This window comes from Salmonella sp. SSDFZ69 (assembly GCF_004010755.1).
In the GTDB taxonomy this organism is placed as follows: domain Bacteria; phylum Pseudomonadota; class Gammaproteobacteria; order Enterobacterales; family Enterobacteriaceae; genus Salmonella; species Salmonella enterica.
The window spans coordinates 2,660,312-2,678,804 of sequence record NZ_CP034831.1 but is presented as its reverse complement, the minus strand read 5'-3'; the positions used below and the strand labels follow the sequence as shown (position 1 = coordinate 2,678,804).

Below are 18,493 nucleotides of genomic sequence, written 5' to 3'. Positions count from 1 at the left end.
AATATAAAAACAAGGAGCGGTGATGTATTACGGGTTTGACATTGGCGGAACAAAGATTGCGTTAGGCGTATTTGACTCAACGCGGCGGCTGCAGTGGGAAAAACGGGTTCCCACGCCCCATACCAGCTATAGCGCCTTTTTAGACGCCGTGTGCGAACTGGTCGCGGAAGCCGACCAGCGATTTGGCGTAAAAGGGTCGGTAGGGATTGGCATACCCGGTATGCCGGAAACCGAAGACGGCACGCTGTACGCCGCGAATGTCCCGGCAGCCAGCGGTAAGCCGTTGCGCGCCGATCTCAGCGCCCGACTGGATCGCGATGTGCGTCTGGACAATGACGCTAACTGTTTTGCCTTGTCCGAAGCCTGGGATGATGAATTCACGCAATATCCTTTGGTTATGGGGCTTATTCTCGGCACCGGCGTCGGCGGTGGCCTGGTGCTAAACGGGAAGCCGATTACCGGTCAGAGCTATATCACCGGCGAGTTTGGCCATATGCGTTTGCCGGTTGACGCGCTAACGTTGATGGGGTTTGATTTTCCTCTCCGCCGTTGTGGATGCGGCCAGATGGGCTGCATTGAGAATTATCTGTCCGGGCGCGGGTTTGCGTGGCTATACCAGCATTATTATGATCAATCGCTGCAGGCGCCGGAGATTATCGCGTTGTGGGAGCAGGGCGATGAGCGGGCACACGCGCATGTTGAGCGCTATCTGGATTTACTGGCGGTTTGTCTGGGGAATATACTGACGATTGTCGATCCCGATTTATTGGTGATCGGCGGCGGACTATCGAACTTTACGGCAATAACAACGCAACTGGCGGAAAGACTGCCGCGCCATCTCCTCCCTGTTGCCCGCGCGCCGCGCATTGAGCGTGCGCGGCATGGGGATGCAGGTGGGATGCGCGGTGCTGCTTTTTTACATCTTACCGACTAATCAAAAAAAGAGGTTGTTATGCAGTCGCGTCGGTTTCATCGATTAAGCCGCTTTCGTAAAAATAAACGTCTGTTGCGTGAACGTCTGCGCCAGCGGATCTTTTTCAGAGACAGAGTGGTGCCGGAAATGATGGAAAACCCAAGAGTATTAGTCCTTACAGGTGCAGGAATTTCTGCAGAGTCTGGTATTCGTACGTTTCGCGCGGCGGATGGCCTTTGGGAAGAGCATCGGGTTGAAGATGTGGCCACGCCGGAAGGATTCGCCCGTAATCCGGGGCTGGTGCAGACATTTTATAATGCCCGCCGTCAGCAGCTTCAACAGCCGGAAATACAACCCAATGCGGCGCATCTGGCGTTAGCGAAGCTTGAAGAAGCGCTTGGCGATCGCTTTTTGCTGGTGACGCAAAACATCGACAATTTGCATGAACGCGCGGGCAATCGCAACATCATTCATATGCATGGCGAGCTGTTGAAGGTGCGCTGTTCGCAAAGCGGCCAAATTCTGGAATGGAACGGCGATGTGATGCCGGAAGATAAATGTCACTGCTGCCAGTTCCCGGCGCCGCTACGTCCGCACGTGGTGTGGTTTGGCGAGATGCCGCTTGGCATGGATGAAATTTATATGGCGCTGTCGATGGCGGATATTTTTATCGCCATTGGCACATCCGGTCATGTCTATCCGGCTGCGGGTTTTGTGCATGAAGCAAAACTGCACGGCGCACATACGGTGGAACTGAATCTTGAGCCAAGCCAGGTCGGCAGCGAGTTTGAAGAGAAGCACTACGGCCCGGCAAGCCAGGTTGTGCCGGAATTTGTTGATAAATTCCTGAAAGGGCTGTAGTGCTGTTTGCCCGGTAACGCCTTATCCGGCCTACATTTCACGTTACGTTCATCTGTAGGCCCGACAGGCGCTTTGGCTGAATTAGCGTCCTGCTTTTAGCTTCTGATAATACTCTTCATAAATGGCGCTGGCGTCGCCGACATCGTTTTGCCACTCGCCTTTGCTGATGGTTTGCGCATCCGGATAGAGCGACTTATCATTGGCGACCTCCGGGCTTAACAGCTTACGCGCCGCCAGGTTGGGGGTAGGGTAGCCGATGGTTTCTGCCACCTCTTTCGCGACGTCAGGACGCAGCAGGAAGTTGATTAGCTTCAGCGCGCCCTCTTTATTTTTCGCGTTCGCCGGAATAGCCAGGCTATCCATCCAGAAAATACCGCCTTCCTTCGGCCAGACGACCTCCAGCGGCGTGCCAGCCTGACGAGCAACGAAGGCCGAACCGTTCCACACCATCCCCAGATTGACTTCTCCTTCCATATACGGATTCGCCGGATTATCGGAGTTGAAGGCCGCTACGTTCGGCATCAGTTTTTTCAACTCTTCATATGCCGCTTCGATCTCTTTCGGATCGGTAGTGTTACCGGAATAACCTAGCTTGCGCAGCGCCATCTGGAAGACTTCTCGCGCATCGTCGGTTAAAAGCAGGCTGTTTTTATATTCCGGTTTCCACAAGTCAGCCCAGCTGGTAATGGTTTTTGGATCGATAGCATCGCTGTTCACGCCAATCGCCGTTGCGCCCCAGATATACGGGACAGAATAATCGTTGTTGGGGTCAAACGGTTTGTTGAGCATTTCCGGATCGAGGTTGTGGAAATTGGTTAATTTCGACTTATCGATCTTCTGGATCATGCCTTCTTTGCGCATTTTGTCGACATAGTATGTAGAAGGAACAACCAGGTCATACGCGCCATCTTTATAGGTTTTGAGTTTGGCATACATGGTTTCGTTCGACTCGTAGGTCGAATAAATCACCTTAATGCCGGTCTCTTTAGTGAACTGTTCCAGCAGGCCCGGCGGTACATACTCAGTCCAGTTATAGAAATAGAGCGTGTCGTTGTCGGAGGCATGAGCGGCACTCATACCCAGCGCCAGGGCGCCCGCCGCGAGCAGGTGGCGTGACCATTTTTTCATTTAACGTCCCCTGAATTACGGGCCTTATCGGCCCTTGGTTTTATCACGAGCAATAAGCTGGCTGGCAATGACCATTACCAGAGACAGCACCAATAAAACGGTCGCCAGCGCGTTCACTTCTGGTGAAACGCCGACTTTTACCATGGAATAAATCTTTAAGGGTAAAATTTCATAGCCCGGCCCGGTGACAAACGACGAGACCACTACATCGTCCATCGACAACGTAAAGCTCAGCAACCAGCCCGCCGCCACCGCCGGCATCGCCAGCGGCAGAATGATTTTGCGTAAAATCGTTACCTCACTGGCCCCCAGGTCTTTTGCGGCTTCCAGCATTCTGACATCAAAGCCTTTCAGGCGCGAATAGACCGTGACGACCACAAACGGCAGGCTAAAGGTGATGTGCGAGAACAGCAACGACCAAAAGCCCAGTTGAATGCCGAGTAACATAAACAGCACCAGCAGGGAGATCGCCATCACGATATCCGGCGACATCATTACTACAAACAGCATCCCGCTGACGAATGGCTTCCCGCGAAAGCGGTAGCGATAAAGCGCCACCGCGGTTAACGAGCCAATCAACGTGGCGAAGGTCGCTGAAAAAATCGCCATCGTCAGTGAATGTTGAGCGGCCTGCAACAGACTGTCGTTATTGACCAGTAGTTCGTACCATTTAGTGGTAAAGCCCTGCCAGTTAATGCCGAACCGCGAACTGTTGAAGGAGTTCACGATCAGAATAATGATGGGAATATACAGATACGCATAGATGGCAGTCATGAAACCGCCACGGAGCAGCCGACCGATCATTCAAGTTCCACCTTCTTATTCAGAGGATGGGGTGCTTTTAGAGTATTGAAAATGATCAATTTTTTCTCTTCTCCAAAATCTCTCCAAAACGTCTCGCGGTTATCAGCAGCCGGGAAGAAGCAAGCTGCCGCTTGAAGCCGCGAATTTTACAACAAATTGCCAGACGAGCGGGAAAAAAAGGCCATTTAAATGACTATTCTCATCCGATCCGGTCATATGCGGCATTATTGCACCAGGCAAGAGGTTACTCTGTAGGCAAACATGGAGTACGTGAGTAAACCCTGAACGTGACGTTTGAGAAAGCGTCGTCTGATTTTATAAAAAACAACATAAACAGCCGCTTTGTTGTTCTGAGCGAACGTGTAGCGTGGTTAACTGTTCTTCCGCCATTTTTTGTATAGCCTGGGGGGCTATTCTAAAAATGGCGTGAAAAACCTGATCAGAGAGGGTTTCGATTATCTCAGCTAACATGCTTAGGCTGGCGCTGGGATCCGTTACAAGGAACGCCTGAAACGTCTTATCCGCCAGTAAAACCTCTTCTACCATTTTTTCAATAGGTATGTGGGTATGTGGTGGTGGTATTTCAAGCTGTTTTAAGCCACACATCGTCATTGTTTCTAAAAATGCGTTTTGCTGAGTACTTTCGGATATATTCGCATGCTGTAAAATGCGCGTTGTCTTTTCAATCCCAGACTGAATTTTCGCTGCCAGGTAGGTTACCTTTTCTTGCGTTTTCCACTCATCTAAATGTCCTTTTCTCCATTCAGAATATAAATACCCCTCTATGTTGTCTAATGGAACCGATAATGTCGGCGCGCCAGCAGGGTTGAGACATAATGTCGAAGGGAGGGGGTAATCTACGATTTCGCTATATCTTGTATTAATCATGGCCGTCATTTGTGGATGCGATTTTAAAATGTCCGGGCGATCTTTTATTAAAAAATAAGCATTCCCCATGACTTCACAGGTAAAGGCATCGGTATTTTGAGTGATACGTAACAATTCGTTCTCTTCGTTTTGATCCATGATGCAAAGAATAATAGTGTCATCATTTTCATTAGGATTATAAACCTGAAATCTATCTCTTTGTGATGCGCAGGCTAACTCTTTTAACTCAAAAAAAATCTCTGTAAGCCGCTCTCGTGTGGGGGTGCGATCGGCAAACAACATCTCATGTAGACAACGGTCCGCTTTTGCTTTGCCAGTAGAAAAAAAGAAGTCTTTAATTTTTTCCCATAAAACTTTCCACCATGCTTCTTTCGTATTCCTTGGGGAGTTGGTAAGGATTTCACTTTTTAAAAAACCATTCCCTATAGTAATCGGCATATTAATCTCACTTAAACTGGAGTAAAAATGACTACATAATTGATTAAATCGACCCTTTTTATCTCAACTGCGGGCGCATCGGATGTAATATAATTTTTAAAAGAGACTGACAATCAGTATAAAACCTGAGAGCTTCGCGTATAAACGCATTACTGTCTGTGATAGCGCCGCTACAGGTAAAAATAAAAGAAGGCATGGCGCGGATGATGTTGTAGATTTGCAATACTGGCGGCAACTGCTTTCATGCGTTTTTTATGCCGGAGGCATGAAGTTTACCCTTGAATAAACTTCATGCCTGGATGCGTGTGGATTTGTTAGCGTTGCGCAATTAATCGCTTATATCACTCACCTTCTTATTCAATAAGCGGGAAGCCCGCCAGTAAATCAACAGCATGAGTCCCATCACAATGGTCAGCGTAATGCTGGTCGCCGCGCCAAACGGCCAGTCGCGAATATTCAGGAACTGTACCTTAATGACGTTACCAATCAGCAGGTTTTTCGCGCCACCCATTAAATCGGAGACGTAGAACAGGCCCATTGCCGGTAGCATCACGAGCAGGCAACCGGCGACAATGCCCGGCATGGTTAATGGAATAATGATGCGGATGAACGTTTGCATTTTACTGGCGCCGAGATCGCGTGCGGCCTCCAGTAGCGGTTTGTCGAGCTTCTCAATGCTGGAGTAGAGCGGCATGACCATAAACGGCAGCAAAATGTAAACCAGGCCGATAATAACGGCGCTCGGGGTGAACATGATGCGAATCGGCGTATCAATCACGCCCAGCCACAGCAGGAATTCATTGAGATAACCTTTAGTGCTCAGGAATATTTTTAGCCCATAGATGCGGATCAGTGAGTTGGTCCAGAAAGGAACGATCAGCAAAAACAGCAATAACGGACGTATCTTTTCCGGTAACTTCGCCAGGAACCAGGCAAAAGGATAGCCCAGCACCAGGCAGGAGAGGGTGGCGATCAGCGCCATATTCAGAGAGTGCAGGAGCACTTCAAAATAGAGCGGATCGAGCAGGCGTGCGTAATTATCCAGCGTAAAGACCATCTTGACGAAACTGGCGTCGTCACGGGTCAGAAAGCTGGTGCCAATGATCATCAGGTTGGGCAGAAAAACAAACAACACAAGCCAACCGACGATAGTGACAATCACTACATTCTGGAATTTACTTGTGTTCTTCATCAGCCAGTACGACCTCCCAGCTTTCTACCCAACTAATGGCCATTTTTTGGTCAAGTGAATGGTCGAAGTCAGGATCGTCTTCGTTGAAGAATTCGCTGACCATCACCATTTTGCCATTTTCCAGTTCAACCACCGACTCCAGCGTCATACCTTTATAATTGCGCTCGCGCACGTAGCCGATAAGCCCTTCGATGTGGTTATCATCGTTGATCTCTTCGACGCGTAGATCTTCCGGTCGCAGCAGGACGTTCAGTTTTTGGCCCGGTTCGACAGCGAAATTGACGTATATATTGCACTCCCGACCTTCTACGCTGGCGCGGACGCGCTGTTCATCAAGCCGTTCAATGACGGTTGCGTCAAAGCGGTTAATTTCGCCGATAAAACCGGCGACAAACAGGTTTTTTGGCTCTTCATAGATTTCACGCGGCGTGCCGTCTTGCTCAATCACGCCATTACGCATTACCACGATACGATCGGACATGGTGAGCGCTTCTTCCTGATCGTGAGTGACAAAAACAAACGTGATACCGAGTTTACGCTGTAATGCTTTAAGCTCGTTCTGCATTTGTTTGCGCAATTTATAGTCCAGCGCGGAGAGCGATTCATCCAGTAATAACAGGCGAGGTTTATTCACCACCGCGCGAGCGATAGCCACACGCTGCTGCTGTCCGCCGGATAGCTGGTGCGGTTTACGTTGTGCAAACTCTTCAAGCTGCACCATACGCAGCGCATCGGTCACGCGAGGCGCTATCTCGGCGGCTGGCGTTTTTTGCATCCGTAAGCCAAACGCGACATTTTCAAACACCGTCATATGCGGAAATAAAGCGTAGCTTTGAAATACGGTATTTACATAACGATTTTCGGCGGGAACGTGGGTGATATCCTGGTTATCCAACATGATATGCCCGGCATCAACGGTTTCCAGGCCGGCAATCAGGCGAAGAACGGTTGTTTTACCGCAGCCGGAAGGGCCAAGCAGCGTGAGGAATTCGCCATTGTTAATGGTCAAATCCAGCTGTGAAATGACCTCTTTGCCATCGAAACTTTTGCTAATTCCCGACAAAAGCACCAGCGGTGAAAGCGAACGCGGTTGATTATTCAATTTCTTACTCTGTCCCATGTAAACGCAACGGATGGCTGACCGCTGCGGGGTTTGTGGTTAACCACCTTAATCACTCTTAATGAGGGCGGTCATTCTACGGCAAACCACTGTGATCGCCAATCCTTGTTGCGAATTACTGACTTAGCTTTATAGTCAGAAAGCGTGTCAAAGTGAAATATTCTTGTTTGCAGGGATAAAAGTGACCTGACGCAATATTTGTCTTTTCTTGCTTATTAATAATGTTGTCACGAAAAGTGAGGGTGACTGCATGGATAAACTACTTGAGCGTTTTTTACACTACGTATCGCTGGATACCCAATCAAAGTCGGGTGTTCGGCAGGTTCCCGGCACTGAGGGGCAGTGGAAGTTACTACGTTTGCTCAAACAGCAGCTCGAAGAGATGGGGCTGGTTAACATTACATTAAGTGAAAAAGGGACGTTGATGGCGACGCTCCCGGCCAATGTTGAGGGGGATATTCCCGCCATTGGTTTTATCTCCCATGTGGATACCTCTCCGGATTTCAGCGGTAAAAACGTTAATCCGCAGATTGTCGAGAATTATCGCGGCGGCGATATAGCATTAGGGATTGGCGATGAGGTGTTGTCACCCGTGATGTTCCCGGTACTGCATCAATTACTGGGACAGACGCTGATTACTACCGATGGTAAGACATTGCTGGGCGCGGACGATAAAGCCGGTGTTGCGGAGATCATGACCGCGCTGGCGGTGCTGAAAGGTAATCCTATTCCCCACGGCGACATTAAAGTGGCGTTTACGCCTGACGAAGAGGTAGGGAAAGGCGCGAAGCACTTCGATGTTGAGGAATTTGGCGCGCAGTGGGCCTATACGGTCGACGGCGGCGGCGTGGGCGAACTGGAGTTTGAAAACTTCAATGCCGCCTCGGTGAATATCAAAATCGTCGGCAATAACGTGCATCCTGGTACGGCGAAAGGCGTGATGGTCAATGCGCTGTCGTTGGCGGCGAGGATTCACGCGGAAGTGCCGGCGGATGAAGCGCCTGAAACCACTGAAGGTTACGAAGGGTTTTATCATCTGGCCAGCATGAAAGGCACCGTTGACCGGGCCGAAATGCACTACATCATTCGCGATTTCGACCGTAAGCAGTTTGAAGCGCGTAAACGCAAAATGATGGAGATTGCCAAAAAAGTCGGTAAGGGGCTGCATCCGGACTGCTATATCGAACTGGTGATTGAAGACAGTTATTACAATATGCGCGAAAAAGTGGTTGAGCATCCGCATATTCTCGATATCGCCCAGCAGGCCATGCGCGACTGTCATATTACGCCGGAGATGAAACCGATTCGCGGCGGTACAGACGGGGCGCAACTGTCGTTTATGGGCTTGCCGTGTCCTAATCTCTTTACCGGCGGATATAACTATCATGGTAAACATGAGTTTGTGACGCTGGAGGGGATGGAAAAAGCGGTACAGGTGATTGTACGTATCGCGGAGCTGACGGCGAAGCGCGGCCAGTAGCGAATGTTACGCATTGTGGTGAAGCGTTTTATTATTTATGGCGGGATATTTTCCGCCATCAATTTTTCTGCCTGGAGCGCCGAATATCCGCCTTCCTGGTCCCAGCGCCAGCAACAATCTGCAGCATGTTTTATGACCGGCGATGAAACCTGCATGACGTTTATTGATGATGCGGTGAGGCTGGCCTCGCGGCAATATGGCAAACGCTCAATACAGCTTGTTCGTAGCCTGCTATTACAAAGCGATATTTATCAATGGCTGGGTAAACCTGAATTAACGCCGCAAATGCTGCTGCGAGCGCGGGCAATCATGAAAACATTTCCGGCGGGCACTTATCCGGGCGATCGGGCCGATATGTTTGAACACCTTGCGGCCTTTAATGTTTACAGTGACGATCGCCATATAGAGTATTCATCTACAGAGCAGTGGCGATACGAGATCAAGGTTGATTACCGTCAGCGAATAGCCTGGCAAGAGCAGGCATTAACGTGGCGTCTTAAAGACAAAAAGGCATCGACGGAGGCATTGGTTTATACCTTAAACAGGATGCGCGACGCTTATTCTGATGCGCTGGAAGAGCGGGATGTCGAATGTGATAGTGCGCGTAAAGCCTATTATTTGGCGAAGATAGACGCAACGGAGCGGCAGTGGTTGGGCGTTATTTTACGGGATAAAACCTGGGATAATCGTGAGCGCGTCGCCTCTTTTTTGCAGCAGAAAGCGGATATTGCTTATAATGCAGGACATATTAGCGAGGCGATTAATGCGCTAAGTCAGGCGCTAAAAATTAAGCAAACGCTTTATGGCGCCGAATTCGGCGAAATGACGGTTGACAGCAATAATCTTGCTGGCTTTTATGCACAGGGCCATCATTATAAGGAAGCGAAAGATCTCTACCTTAAACTTATCGCGTATTACCAGAGCCGTTTAACGCCAATGGCGACGGTAATATCACGATTACGCTTTTATTTGCCCGAAAACATCGACCTGGACAGTACTTCCCTCTATCTCCCATTGCTGGAAGAATATAAACGTCGGCAGTCTGACGTATCAATGGTGTTGTATGGTATTTCGCTGCTTTATCAGAATAATCAACAGCTTGAACAAGCAAAAGACTTTGCGGAACGCGCCTTTACGCTTGATGCCGTAGCTTATCCAGCAAAGATGCAGTATGAACGATTACAGCAACTGGCTAATATTGCCGAAGGTCTTGGCGATAACGTACTGGCGCGGCGCTATCGGCAAATGTCATTTCGCCATCGAATGGCCCACTCGATTTATCCGGGCGATCCGCAATATAACGATTTCGCCAAACCTGGCGGCGATCGTTGTGGATAGTTTGCGTCAGCCCGGCGGTCGCCGGGCATTGCGATGTTCTTATCCTTCGAAGAACCAGTACCCGCTATTCACCAGCGCCGCCAGCATCGCGAGGAAGGACGGGTCTTCCAGCGCATCGCCGAAGTTTTCAGCGGTCAGTGCAATATGACTGGCGAGCGCCTCCAGAGCGGGGCGATGCGGAGAGTCTATTTTTTCGCCATTCGCATAGACCTCATCGCCGATACGCAATACGCGAAGCCCGCCGAGACGTACTAATACCTCGCCTTGCTTTAAGGCATCGTAAATTTCATCAGGCTGATACGGCGGCTCCGGCGGCGCAATATCCAGTTCGTGGCGTGACTGAGAGAGAAACTCGCCAAGCCACTGTTGGAAATGCGCGGGTTGATTGATCAAATCGAGCATCATATTACGCAGTTTATCCATCTCCTGCGGCAGGATATCCGCCGGATGCTTGCGGGACGGCATATCCGGATCGCTGTAGTATGTATTGCCCAACTCCCGTTGCAGGACGTAGTCGGCAAAACCGCTGATCAGCTCACGGCTATTGGGCGCGCGAAAACCGACCGAATAGTTCATGGCGTTTTCCAGCGCATAGCCTTCATGCGGGAATCCTGGCGGAATATACAGAATGTCGCCCGGCTCCAGCTCTTCATCAATAATGGCCTCGAACGGATCGACTTGTAACAGGTCGGGATGCGGGCAGTGCTGACGCATTTGCAGCTTTTCGCCCACGCGCCAGCGACGGCGACCGGTTCCCTGGATAATAAACACATCATACTGATCCAGATGCGGGCCAACGCCGCCGCCGGGAACGGAAAAGGAGATCATCAGATCGTCGATACGCCAGTCCGGCAGAGCGCGGAACGGGCGCATCAAGGCGGCGGTGGGTTCGTGCCAGTGGTTTACCGCCTGTACCAGCAGCGACCAGTTGCTCTCACCCAGATGATCGTAGCTTTCGAAAGGGCCATGGCTGACCTGCCATTTGCCATCCTGATGGCTAACGAGACGGCTGTCGATTTCGCTTTCCATCGCCAGCCCCGCCAGCTCATCCGGCGAGAGCGGATCGATAAAGTTGCTAAACCCACGTTTTAAGACCACCGGGCGTTTTTGCCAGTGGCGTTCAAGAAAGTCGGGCCAGTTAAGAGTTAATTGGTATTCCATGTTAAGTATCCGCAGGCTGGTATCTGACACCGATTATAACGGATGCTTAACGAGATGCGTGGAAGAACGCGCAGAAATGTTTATTCCTCTTTCTGTGTGGGATGCTGTCGGCCAAAAACGACCTCCATACGGGCGCCGCCGAGCAGACTGTCGCTGGCAATGATCTGCCCGGCGTATTGTTCCGTAATCTCGCGCGCGACAGCCAGCCCCACGCCTTGTCCTGGTCGCAGGGTATCGGCGCGCTGACCGCGATCAAACACCAGGGAACGTTTGCTGTGGGGAATGCCTGGGCCGTCATCTTCGACGAAAATATGCAAATGATCGTCGGTCTGGCGAGCCGAAATCTCGACAAACTCCAGGCAATATTTACAAGCGTTGTCCAGTACGTTGCCCATTACTTCGACAAAGTCGTTTTGCTCGCCGACAAAACTGATCTCTGGTGAAATATCCATACTGATATTCACCCCTTTACGCTGATAAACTTTATTGAGCGCGGAGATCAGGTTATCTAACAACGGCGCGACGGGATGCAGTTCGCGGCTTAACAATACGCCGCTACCGCGCATACTGGCGCGATGCAGATAATAGCCGATCTGCTGGGAAATCCGGCTGATCTGTTCCAGCATCACCGGTTCAGCTTTGCTGACGCTCATCTTTTCGTTGCGTAAAGAGCGTAACGTACTCTGCAAAACCGCGAGCGGCGTTTTTAAACTGTGCGTCAGGTCGGTCAGGGTCGTGCGGTATTTGTTATAACGTTCACGCTCGCTTTTGAGCAGTTGATTAAGGTTGCGCACAAGGCTGGTCAGCTCACGCGTCGTCTCCGGATTGAGCATTTCGCGGTGATGATCTTCAAGCTCGCGGACTTCCCGCGCCAGCGCCTCGATAGGGCGTAAGCTCCACCAGGCGGCGATCCATAGTAAAGGAATGACTAACAGTAAATTGGCGGCCAGCACGTATACGAACCAGCTCCACACCATATATGAGCGTTTTAGCTCTATCGGAATGGTATCGACCACCACGATGGTTAACTGCGGCATCCGCGCCGTGGCAGGATAAATATTTACCGCTACCGAGTGGGTCATCTCCGCATCATCGTCATCTTCACGTACTTCTTTGAGTTTTTCCTGCGCGGAATGGTCTTCGCTCAACAGCGTGCTGGTGGCGTCTACGTTGGTTTCAATTTCATGGAAGCCGTTCGTTTTTAACCATTCCGGTTGAATGCTTTTAATCAGCCAGGGAATGTTGCGCTGCGTCCATAATAATTTGCCCGTTTCATCGTAAATCAGGGTCATGGTCGGGCTTTGCATGTCCAGATTTTCAGGCAGCTCAACGCTGATTTTATTATTTTCCCATTTGGCGAGGGTATAAAACAGGTTGCTTTCGCCGCGCAGCAAACGAAAGGTGGTTTTATCAAAACTTACGCTATAGCCGACCAGCGCCACTATGCCATATGCCAAAGAAAGCACCAGCACGACGCCGGCTGTCGCCAGCAAAAAACGAACCCGCAGCGACAGCGGCAGAAAATGGCGAGCAAATTTATTCATTAGCGCAATTCAAAAAGATATCCTTGTCCGCGTACGGTGGTAATGACATCGTGCGGATACTGGGCCTGTATTTTTTTCCGCAGACGCCCCATGAGAACATCAATGGTATGACTTTCCCGCAGTTCCGCATCCGGATACAGTTGAAGCATCAGCGAATCCTTGCTGACCACTTTACCGTTGTTACGGATAAGCGTTTCCATAATGGTGTATTCGAACGCCGTGAGTTTGATGACCTCTTCATTGACGGATAATTCCCGACGTGAGAGATCCACCTGGAAAGGCGGGATGTTGATCACCTGGGAGGCCAGACCGCTATTACGGCGCATTAACGCCTGCATACGAGCCATTACCTCTTCGATGTGGAATGGCTTCGTTACGTAGTCATCGGCCCCGGAGCTGAGAACCTCGACTTTATCCTGCCAGCCTTCGCGCGCGGTTAACACCAGAACCGGCAGTGAAACATCACTGCTGCGCCAGCGGCGTATCAAGGAAAGGCCGTCTTCATCCGGCAGACCTAAATCGACAATAGCGATATCCGGAAGGTGTTCATTAAGGTAGTAATCAGCTTCCCTGGCATCTTCTGCGGCATCGACCTGGTGACCTGAATCCTGGAGCTGAACCTTCAGGTGGTGGCGTAATAATGCATTATCCTCTACAACCAGTACGCGCATCATCTCTTCTCCCTTGTGTTAACAATAAGAACAGTCTAGCGTTGATTATGGTGCTTTGGGGATAAACAGTTAATAAACCAGACAAATAGTCACCCTCTTTCTGAAGAAAAGAGGGTGAGGCAGACATTATTTAAGTTCGTCGACCAGAGTCACAGCGCGACCGATATAATTTGCCGGCGTCATGGCTTTAAGGCGCGTTTTTTCTGCTTCCGGCAGGGCCAGACTATCAATAAACTGTTTCATTCCTTCGGCATCAACACGCTTGCCACGGGTCAACTCTTTCAGTTTTTCATATGGTTTTTCAATACCATAGCGGCGCATGACGGTCTGGATCGGCTCGGCTAATACTTCCCAGTTGTGATCCAGTTCGTCAAGCAGATGATCGCGGTTTACTTCCAGCTTGCTGACGCCCTTCAGGGTGGACTGATAAGCGATAAGCGCATAGCCGATGCCGACACCCAGGTTACGCAGAACGGTTGAGTCGGTCAGATCGCGCTGCCAGCGGGAAACCGGCAGTTTGTTTGCCAGATGGTGCAACACTGCATTAGACAGACCGAGGTTGCCTTCTGAGTTTTCAAAGTCAATGGGGTTAACTTTATGCGGCATAGTAGAAGAACCGATCTCCCCGGCGATGGTTTTCTGTTTGAAATGGTTCAACGCAATATAGCCCCAGACATCGCGATCGAAATCGATCAGGATGGTGTTAAAGCGCGCGATACAGTCAAACAGTTCCGCAATATAATCATGCGGTTCAATCTGGGTGGTGTAAGGGTTCCACTGGATGCCCAGCGAGGTGACGAACTCTTCGCTGAACTGATGCCAGTCAACTTCCGGATAGGCGGCGATATGCGCGTTATAGTTGCCTACGGCGCCGTTAATTTTACCGAGGATCTCCACCTGGTTGAGCTGGCGGAACTGACGCTCCATACGGTAAGCCACGTTAGCCATTTCTTTGCCCAGCGTAGACGGGGTGGCAGGTTGACCGTGGGTACGGGAGAGCAGAGGAATATCGCGATACTGCGTGGCGAGATCTTTAACCGCGTTAATCACCTGACGCCAGTAAGGCAGGATCACTTCATCGCGCGCGGTTTTGAGCATTAACGCGTGCGACAGGTTGTTAATGTCCTCAGAAGTGCAGGCAAAGTGGATAAATTCGGAAACGTCATGTAGCGCCGGGATCGCGGCGACTTTTTCTTTCAGAAAATACTCAACCGCTTTCACATCGTGATTCGTGGTGCGCTCAATGGTTTTAATGCGCGCGGCATCTTCTTCATTGAAGTTTGCCACAAGCGTATCCAGGTAACCGTTTGCGTCGGCAGCAAAAGCAGGAACTTCCTTGATCGCTGCGTGCGCGGCTAATTTCTGCAGCCAACGTACTTCGACTTGTACACGAAATTTCAGCAAACCGTATTCGCTAAAAATTCCGCGCAGCGCGCTGACTTTATCGCCGTAGCGTCCATCGACAGGGGAAACGGCGGTCAGTGAGGATAATTCCATAGATCATAACTCCGGGGTTAAATGAGCAAGAATTTGTTTTGCCTGAGTCGTCAGGCGATGACGAGAAAACATAAGTTGTAGGCGACCACCGCCTACCTGATGCCAGAGCACGGCTGCACGGATGCCTGCCAGTAGCGAGGCGCGGACTTTGGCCTGCACCTGCGGACTTTGCAGAACGGCCGGGGAGCCCGTCACCTGAATGCGCGGGCCCAATGGGCTAATCACATCCACGTAGATGCCCGCCATGGCGCTCATTAACGTGTCTGACTGTAAATCAAAATGATCAAGCTGGCGCTGCAGGCCGTTAATGCGATCGCCTAACGTATTCAATGCGCCTTTGGCGGATGACAGCTTGCGCTCCAGCACCATCAGGCTAAGCGTATAACGCGTCAGTTCGGCGTTAAGTCCTTGTCGGCTGCTGGCATTCAGCACGCCGAGCAGTGTTTCCAGACCAAGACGCAGGTTGGCTTCGCTGCCGCCGAACACGCCCAGAGTAGAACTGGGATTCATATCAATGACACTGTTGAGTGAAACGTGCAACGCGTCGGCATCACAGTGCCCCTGGTGCGCCAGTTGTTGCACCAGGCGTGCCGACTGGCAAATGCCAGACAGCGCGAGGGTGATGTCATAATAATTCTTTGCCACAATCACTGCTTCCTTGTATCAAATAAAATACACTTCATCTTTATAAGCCGCTTTGAGGCGACTTGAATGGTGTTGTGTATTGAATAATCAGACCGTCAGCGGCAGTCGCTGCTCGATAATGCCGCCGCCCAGGCAGACTTCGCCGCTGTAAAAGACAGCGGACTGGCCCGGCGTAACGGCGGCAACCGGCTCGTCAAAAATGACCTCGATACGATCGTCATCCCGCGCGTTAATCGTGCACGGAATATCGGTCTGGCGGTAGCGGGTTTTTACCGTACAGCGCAGGGTGCCGGTGAACGGTTCGCGATCGACCCAATGTAGCTGCTGGGCGATGAGGCCTACCGACATCAGGCGTGGGTGCTCATGCCCCTGGGCGACAATTAACACATTGTTTTCAACGTCTTTATCCACCACATACCAGGGGTCTTCGCTACCGTCTTTGGTGCCGCCGATTCCCAGCCCTTTACGCTGACCGAGCGTATGATACATCAGACCCTGATGCTCGCCGATTTCATCGCCGTCAACGGTAATGATTTTCCCCGGCTGCGCAGGCAGATAGCGCCCTAAAAAGTCGCGGAATTTGCGCTCGCCGATAAAGCAGATACCGGTAGAATCTTTTTTCTTTGCGGTTACCAGCCCCAGATCTTCGGCGATTTTACGCACCTGCGGTTTTTCCAGCTCGCCAACCGGGAACAGACTTTGCGCAATCTGCTCATGGCCAAGTGTGTAGAGGAAGTAGCTCTGATCTTTGTTGCCGTCGAGCCCGCGCAACAACCGGCTTTTGCCGTTTACATCCGCGCGGCGAACGTAGTGACCGGTGGCGATATAGTCGGCGCCTAAATCTTCTGCGGCAAATTCAAGGAAGGCTTTAAATTTGATCTCTTTATTGCACAGAATATCCGGGTTCGGCGTACGGCCTGCTTTGTACTCTTCAAGGAACAGTTCAAAGACGTTATCCCAATATTCTGCGGCAAAATTAACGGTATGCAGTTCAATGCCAAGCTTATCGCACACGGCCTGCGCGTCAGCCAGATCGGCTGCTGCGGTACAGTATTCCTCACCATCGTCCTCTTCCCAGTTCTTCATGAACAGGCCTTCTACCTGATAACCCTGTTGTTGCAACAGCCAGGCGGAAACGGAGGAATCGACACCGCCGGACATGCCGACGATCACTTTTTTTGGGCTTTCTGACATTGGAATACTCGCGACATTGAACTTCAAGGCGGCGTATTCTACCACGCAGCCCTTTACTTGACACCCTCTGTAAACGGCCAGTTAAATTCGCCCACTATAGATAAGGGGTAACGTTGTCCCGTTTGATAACTGCGAATGCTTTCAGCCACCAGCGGAGAACGTAAATTCGGCGCGTTCAGAATCTCGTCGGCGCTCACCCAACGGCAGCAATCGATGTCATTGTCATGGGGTTCGGTCGCGCAAATATGATCAAGCTTGATAGCGAATAAAAAGCGCAGGAACGGGGTCTTATCCGGCGCAATCCACTGATGCATACGGATAAAATACTGTGGTTGCGCCGTGATGCCAGTCTCTTCCCACAGTTCACGCGCGGCGGCCTGCGCCAGCGTTTCATCTGCCTCCAGGTGTCCGGCAGGTTGATTCCATAACGATTTACCGTTGATGGTCTCTTCCACCACCAGAAATTTATCTTCGGCATGTACGATGCAGGCAACGGTCACGTGCGGCTTGAACATAGGCATCCTTATTAAAGCGGTTTATCAATGTGGTCATAGATCGCGTCAAGCTGTTTCAGACGCTCGTTATAAGCTTTTGTCAGGCAGGTGACGTCGGCCTTGCACTGCTGACGCTGTTTAAGCCAGCTCTGCTGGGCGTCCTGCAGGGCGCCGCGACTGCCCATCGCGAACAACCCTTTCAGAAACTGATATTTGGTGTGCATTTCCACGTCTTTATCATTCAGCGTCAGGTGCGCGCAGATAGCCTTTTCATCCGCAGCCTGCGCTTTCTGGCAGTCGAAGCTGGCCGCATTAACGGATAACGGTGTTAATAAAGCAAAAGCAATGAGAAGCCGTTTCATCTGTCTTTCTCCTGTGCGATCTCGCGCCACTGTCCATTATCGAGGCCGTTGAGCGTGTAGTCGCCCATGCTGTAACGAATTAATCGTAGAGTGGGATGACCGACATGCGCTGTCATGCGTCTTACCTGGCGGTTGCGGCCTTCATATAAGGTGACTTTTAGCCAACTGGTGGGAATATTCTTCCGTTCGCGAATCGGCGGGGTGCGCGGCCACAGCCAGTCAGGCTCCGCGACAATCTCAATACCGGCGGGCAGGGTAGGGCCATCGTTGAGCGTGACGCCAGTACGAAGCGCCTGTAGCGCTGCATTATCCGGGATACCTTCTACCTGAACATAGTAAATCTTGCCGGTGCGTTTGCCCGGTTGCGTGAGGCGCGCCTGCAGCGCGCCGTCATTAGTCAGCACCAAAAGCCCTTCGCTGTCGCGGTCCAGGCGGCCTGCGGCATAAACGCCTTGCACAGGAATAAAATCTTTTAACGTGCGGCGACCTGCTTCATCCGTGAACTGCGGCAACACATCGTAAGGTTTATTGAACAAAACCACGCGTTTTGGCTGGTTTTCTTTCCGTGATTTAGATGCTTGTCGTGAGCTGAATCGCTTAACGTAGTGATTTCTAAAAGAAGTTTTTTGCATGGTGTTTTCAGAACTTATTAATTGCCGCATTATAGCGCAATAATGAGTGTCTTTCATGGCGGCAAACAATAGGGTAGTATTGACATGCTCATTACAAAACATTAACAAAAAATTGCTCTAACGCAGTCGTG

The 18,493-nt window shown here is 50.8% G+C and carries 18 protein-coding genes; 4 read left to right on the top strand and 14 right to left on the bottom strand.

Annotation, left to right across the window (positions count from 1 at the left end; genetic code table 11):
- Window positions 1–22 precede the first annotated feature (22 nt).
- Both nagK and cobB read left to right on the top strand, forming a co-directional pair.
- On the top strand, window positions 23–934 hold the full coding sequence (gene nagK / locus EOS98_RS13450; RefSeq protein ID WP_023182050.1) for an N-acetylglucosamine kinase: 912 nt from the start codon (window positions 23–25) through the stop codon (window positions 932–934).
- An 18-nt stretch (window positions 935–952) separates the two neighbouring features.
- Window positions 953–1,774, top strand: a complete 822-nt coding sequence (gene cobB, locus EOS98_RS13445; protein ID WP_001191856.1) for a Sir2 family NAD+-dependent deacetylase — start codon at window positions 953–955, stop codon at window positions 1,772–1,774.
- An 81-nt stretch (window positions 1,775–1,855) separates the two neighbouring features.
- Here cobB and potD read toward each other — a convergent pair whose 3' ends face one another.
- The 5 genes from potD to potA all read right to left on the bottom strand — a co-directional run bounded on the left by potD (window position 1,856) and on the right by potA (window position 7,344).
- Window positions 1,856–2,902, bottom strand: a complete 1,047-nt coding sequence (potD, locus tag EOS98_RS13440; protein WP_000759329.1) for a spermidine/putrescine ABC transporter substrate-binding protein PotD — start codon at window positions 2,900–2,902, stop codon at window positions 1,856–1,858.
- 24 nt (window positions 2,903–2,926) lie between these two features.
- Window positions 2,927–3,706 carry a spermidine/putrescine ABC transporter permease PotC gene (gene potC, locus EOS98_RS13435; protein WP_000580299.1) on the bottom strand — a complete coding sequence of 260 codons (780 nt, stop codon included), beginning with the start codon at window positions 3,704–3,706 and terminating at the stop codon, window positions 2,927–2,929.
- A gap of 315 nt (window positions 3,707–4,021) precedes the next feature.
- Window positions 4,022–5,032, bottom strand: a complete 1,011-nt coding sequence (gene sifA / locus EOS98_RS13430) for an SPI-2 type III secretion system effector SifA (protein ID WP_127821175.1) — start codon at window positions 5,030–5,032, stop codon at window positions 4,022–4,024.
- A gap of 328 nt (window positions 5,033–5,360) precedes the next feature.
- Complete coding sequence (potB, locus tag EOS98_RS13425) at window positions 5,361–6,224, bottom strand: spermidine/putrescine ABC transporter permease PotB (RefSeq protein ID WP_000799391.1); 864 nt, start codon at window positions 6,222–6,224, stop codon at window positions 5,361–5,363.
- Window positions 6,208–7,344 carry a spermidine/putrescine ABC transporter ATP-binding protein PotA gene (gene potA / locus EOS98_RS13420; RefSeq protein WP_000531607.1) on the bottom strand — a complete coding sequence of 379 codons (1,137 nt, stop codon included), beginning with the start codon at window positions 7,342–7,344 and terminating at the stop codon, window positions 6,208–6,210. The genes potB and potA overlap by 17 nt, the downstream gene beginning before the upstream one ends.
- A gap of 250 nt (window positions 7,345–7,594) precedes the next feature.
- On the opposite strand from potA, the gene pepT reads away from it, so the two are divergent.
- Window positions 7,595–8,824, top strand: coding sequence for a peptidase T (pepT, locus tag EOS98_RS13415; RefSeq protein ID WP_126524137.1), 1,230 nt, complete (start codon window positions 7,595–7,597; stop codon window positions 8,822–8,824).
- A 3-nt stretch (window positions 8,825–8,827) separates the two neighbouring features.
- Window positions 8,828–10,162: a hypothetical protein gene (locus EOS98_RS13410; RefSeq protein ID WP_126524136.1), complete on the top strand. Its 1,335-nt coding sequence runs from the start codon at window positions 8,828–8,830 to the stop codon at window positions 10,160–10,162.
- Between the two features lie 39 nt (window positions 10,163–10,201).
- Here the strand turns inward: EOS98_RS13410 and roxA are convergent, their stop codons facing one another.
- The 9 genes from roxA to rluE all read right to left on the bottom strand — a co-directional run bounded on the left by roxA (window position 10,202) and on the right by rluE (window position 18,392).
- Window positions 10,202–11,323: a [50S ribosomal protein L16]-arginine 3-hydroxylase gene (roxA, locus tag EOS98_RS13405; protein ID WP_000456514.1), complete on the bottom strand. Its 1,122-nt coding sequence runs from the start codon at window positions 11,321–11,323 to the stop codon at window positions 10,202–10,204.
- A gap of 80 nt (window positions 11,324–11,403) precedes the next feature.
- Window positions 11,404–12,867, bottom strand: coding sequence for a two-component system sensor histidine kinase PhoQ (gene phoQ / locus EOS98_RS13400; protein ID WP_001031687.1), 1,464 nt, complete (start codon window positions 12,865–12,867; stop codon window positions 11,404–11,406).
- On the bottom strand, window positions 12,867–13,538 hold the full coding sequence (gene phoP / locus EOS98_RS13395) for a two-component system response regulator PhoP (protein ID WP_001537766.1): 672 nt from the start codon (window positions 13,536–13,538) through the stop codon (window positions 12,867–12,869). Before phoP ends, phoQ begins: the two co-directional genes overlap by 1 nt.
- A gap of 126 nt (window positions 13,539–13,664) precedes the next feature.
- On the bottom strand, window positions 13,665–15,035 hold the full coding sequence (gene purB / locus EOS98_RS13390) for an adenylosuccinate lyase (RefSeq protein WP_000423763.1): 1,371 nt from the start codon (window positions 15,033–15,035) through the stop codon (window positions 13,665–13,667).
- Between the two features lie 3 nt (window positions 15,036–15,038).
- Complete coding sequence (gene hflD / locus EOS98_RS13385; RefSeq protein ID WP_001519653.1) at window positions 15,039–15,680, bottom strand: high frequency lysogenization protein HflD; 642 nt, start codon at window positions 15,678–15,680, stop codon at window positions 15,039–15,041.
- An 87-nt stretch (window positions 15,681–15,767) separates the two neighbouring features.
- Window positions 15,768–16,874, bottom strand: coding sequence for a tRNA 2-thiouridine(34) synthase MnmA (gene mnmA, locus EOS98_RS13380; RefSeq protein WP_042949869.1), 1,107 nt, complete (start codon window positions 16,872–16,874; stop codon window positions 15,768–15,770).
- Between the two features lie 53 nt (window positions 16,875–16,927).
- Window positions 16,928–17,389, bottom strand: a complete 462-nt coding sequence (locus EOS98_RS13375) for an NUDIX hydrolase (protein WP_000476070.1) — start codon at window positions 17,387–17,389, stop codon at window positions 16,928–16,930.
- A gap of 11 nt (window positions 17,390–17,400) precedes the next feature.
- Complete coding sequence (locus EOS98_RS13370) at window positions 17,401–17,730, bottom strand: lysozyme inhibitor LprI family protein (protein WP_000825956.1); 330 nt, start codon at window positions 17,728–17,730, stop codon at window positions 17,401–17,403.
- A complete protein-coding gene (gene rluE, locus EOS98_RS13365; protein ID WP_001249412.1) occupies window positions 17,727–18,392 on the bottom strand; it encodes a 23S rRNA pseudouridine(2457) synthase RluE in 666 nt (221 codons plus the stop codon). Before rluE ends, EOS98_RS13370 begins: the two co-directional genes overlap by 4 nt.
- Window positions 18,393–18,493: the final 101 nt, after the last annotated feature.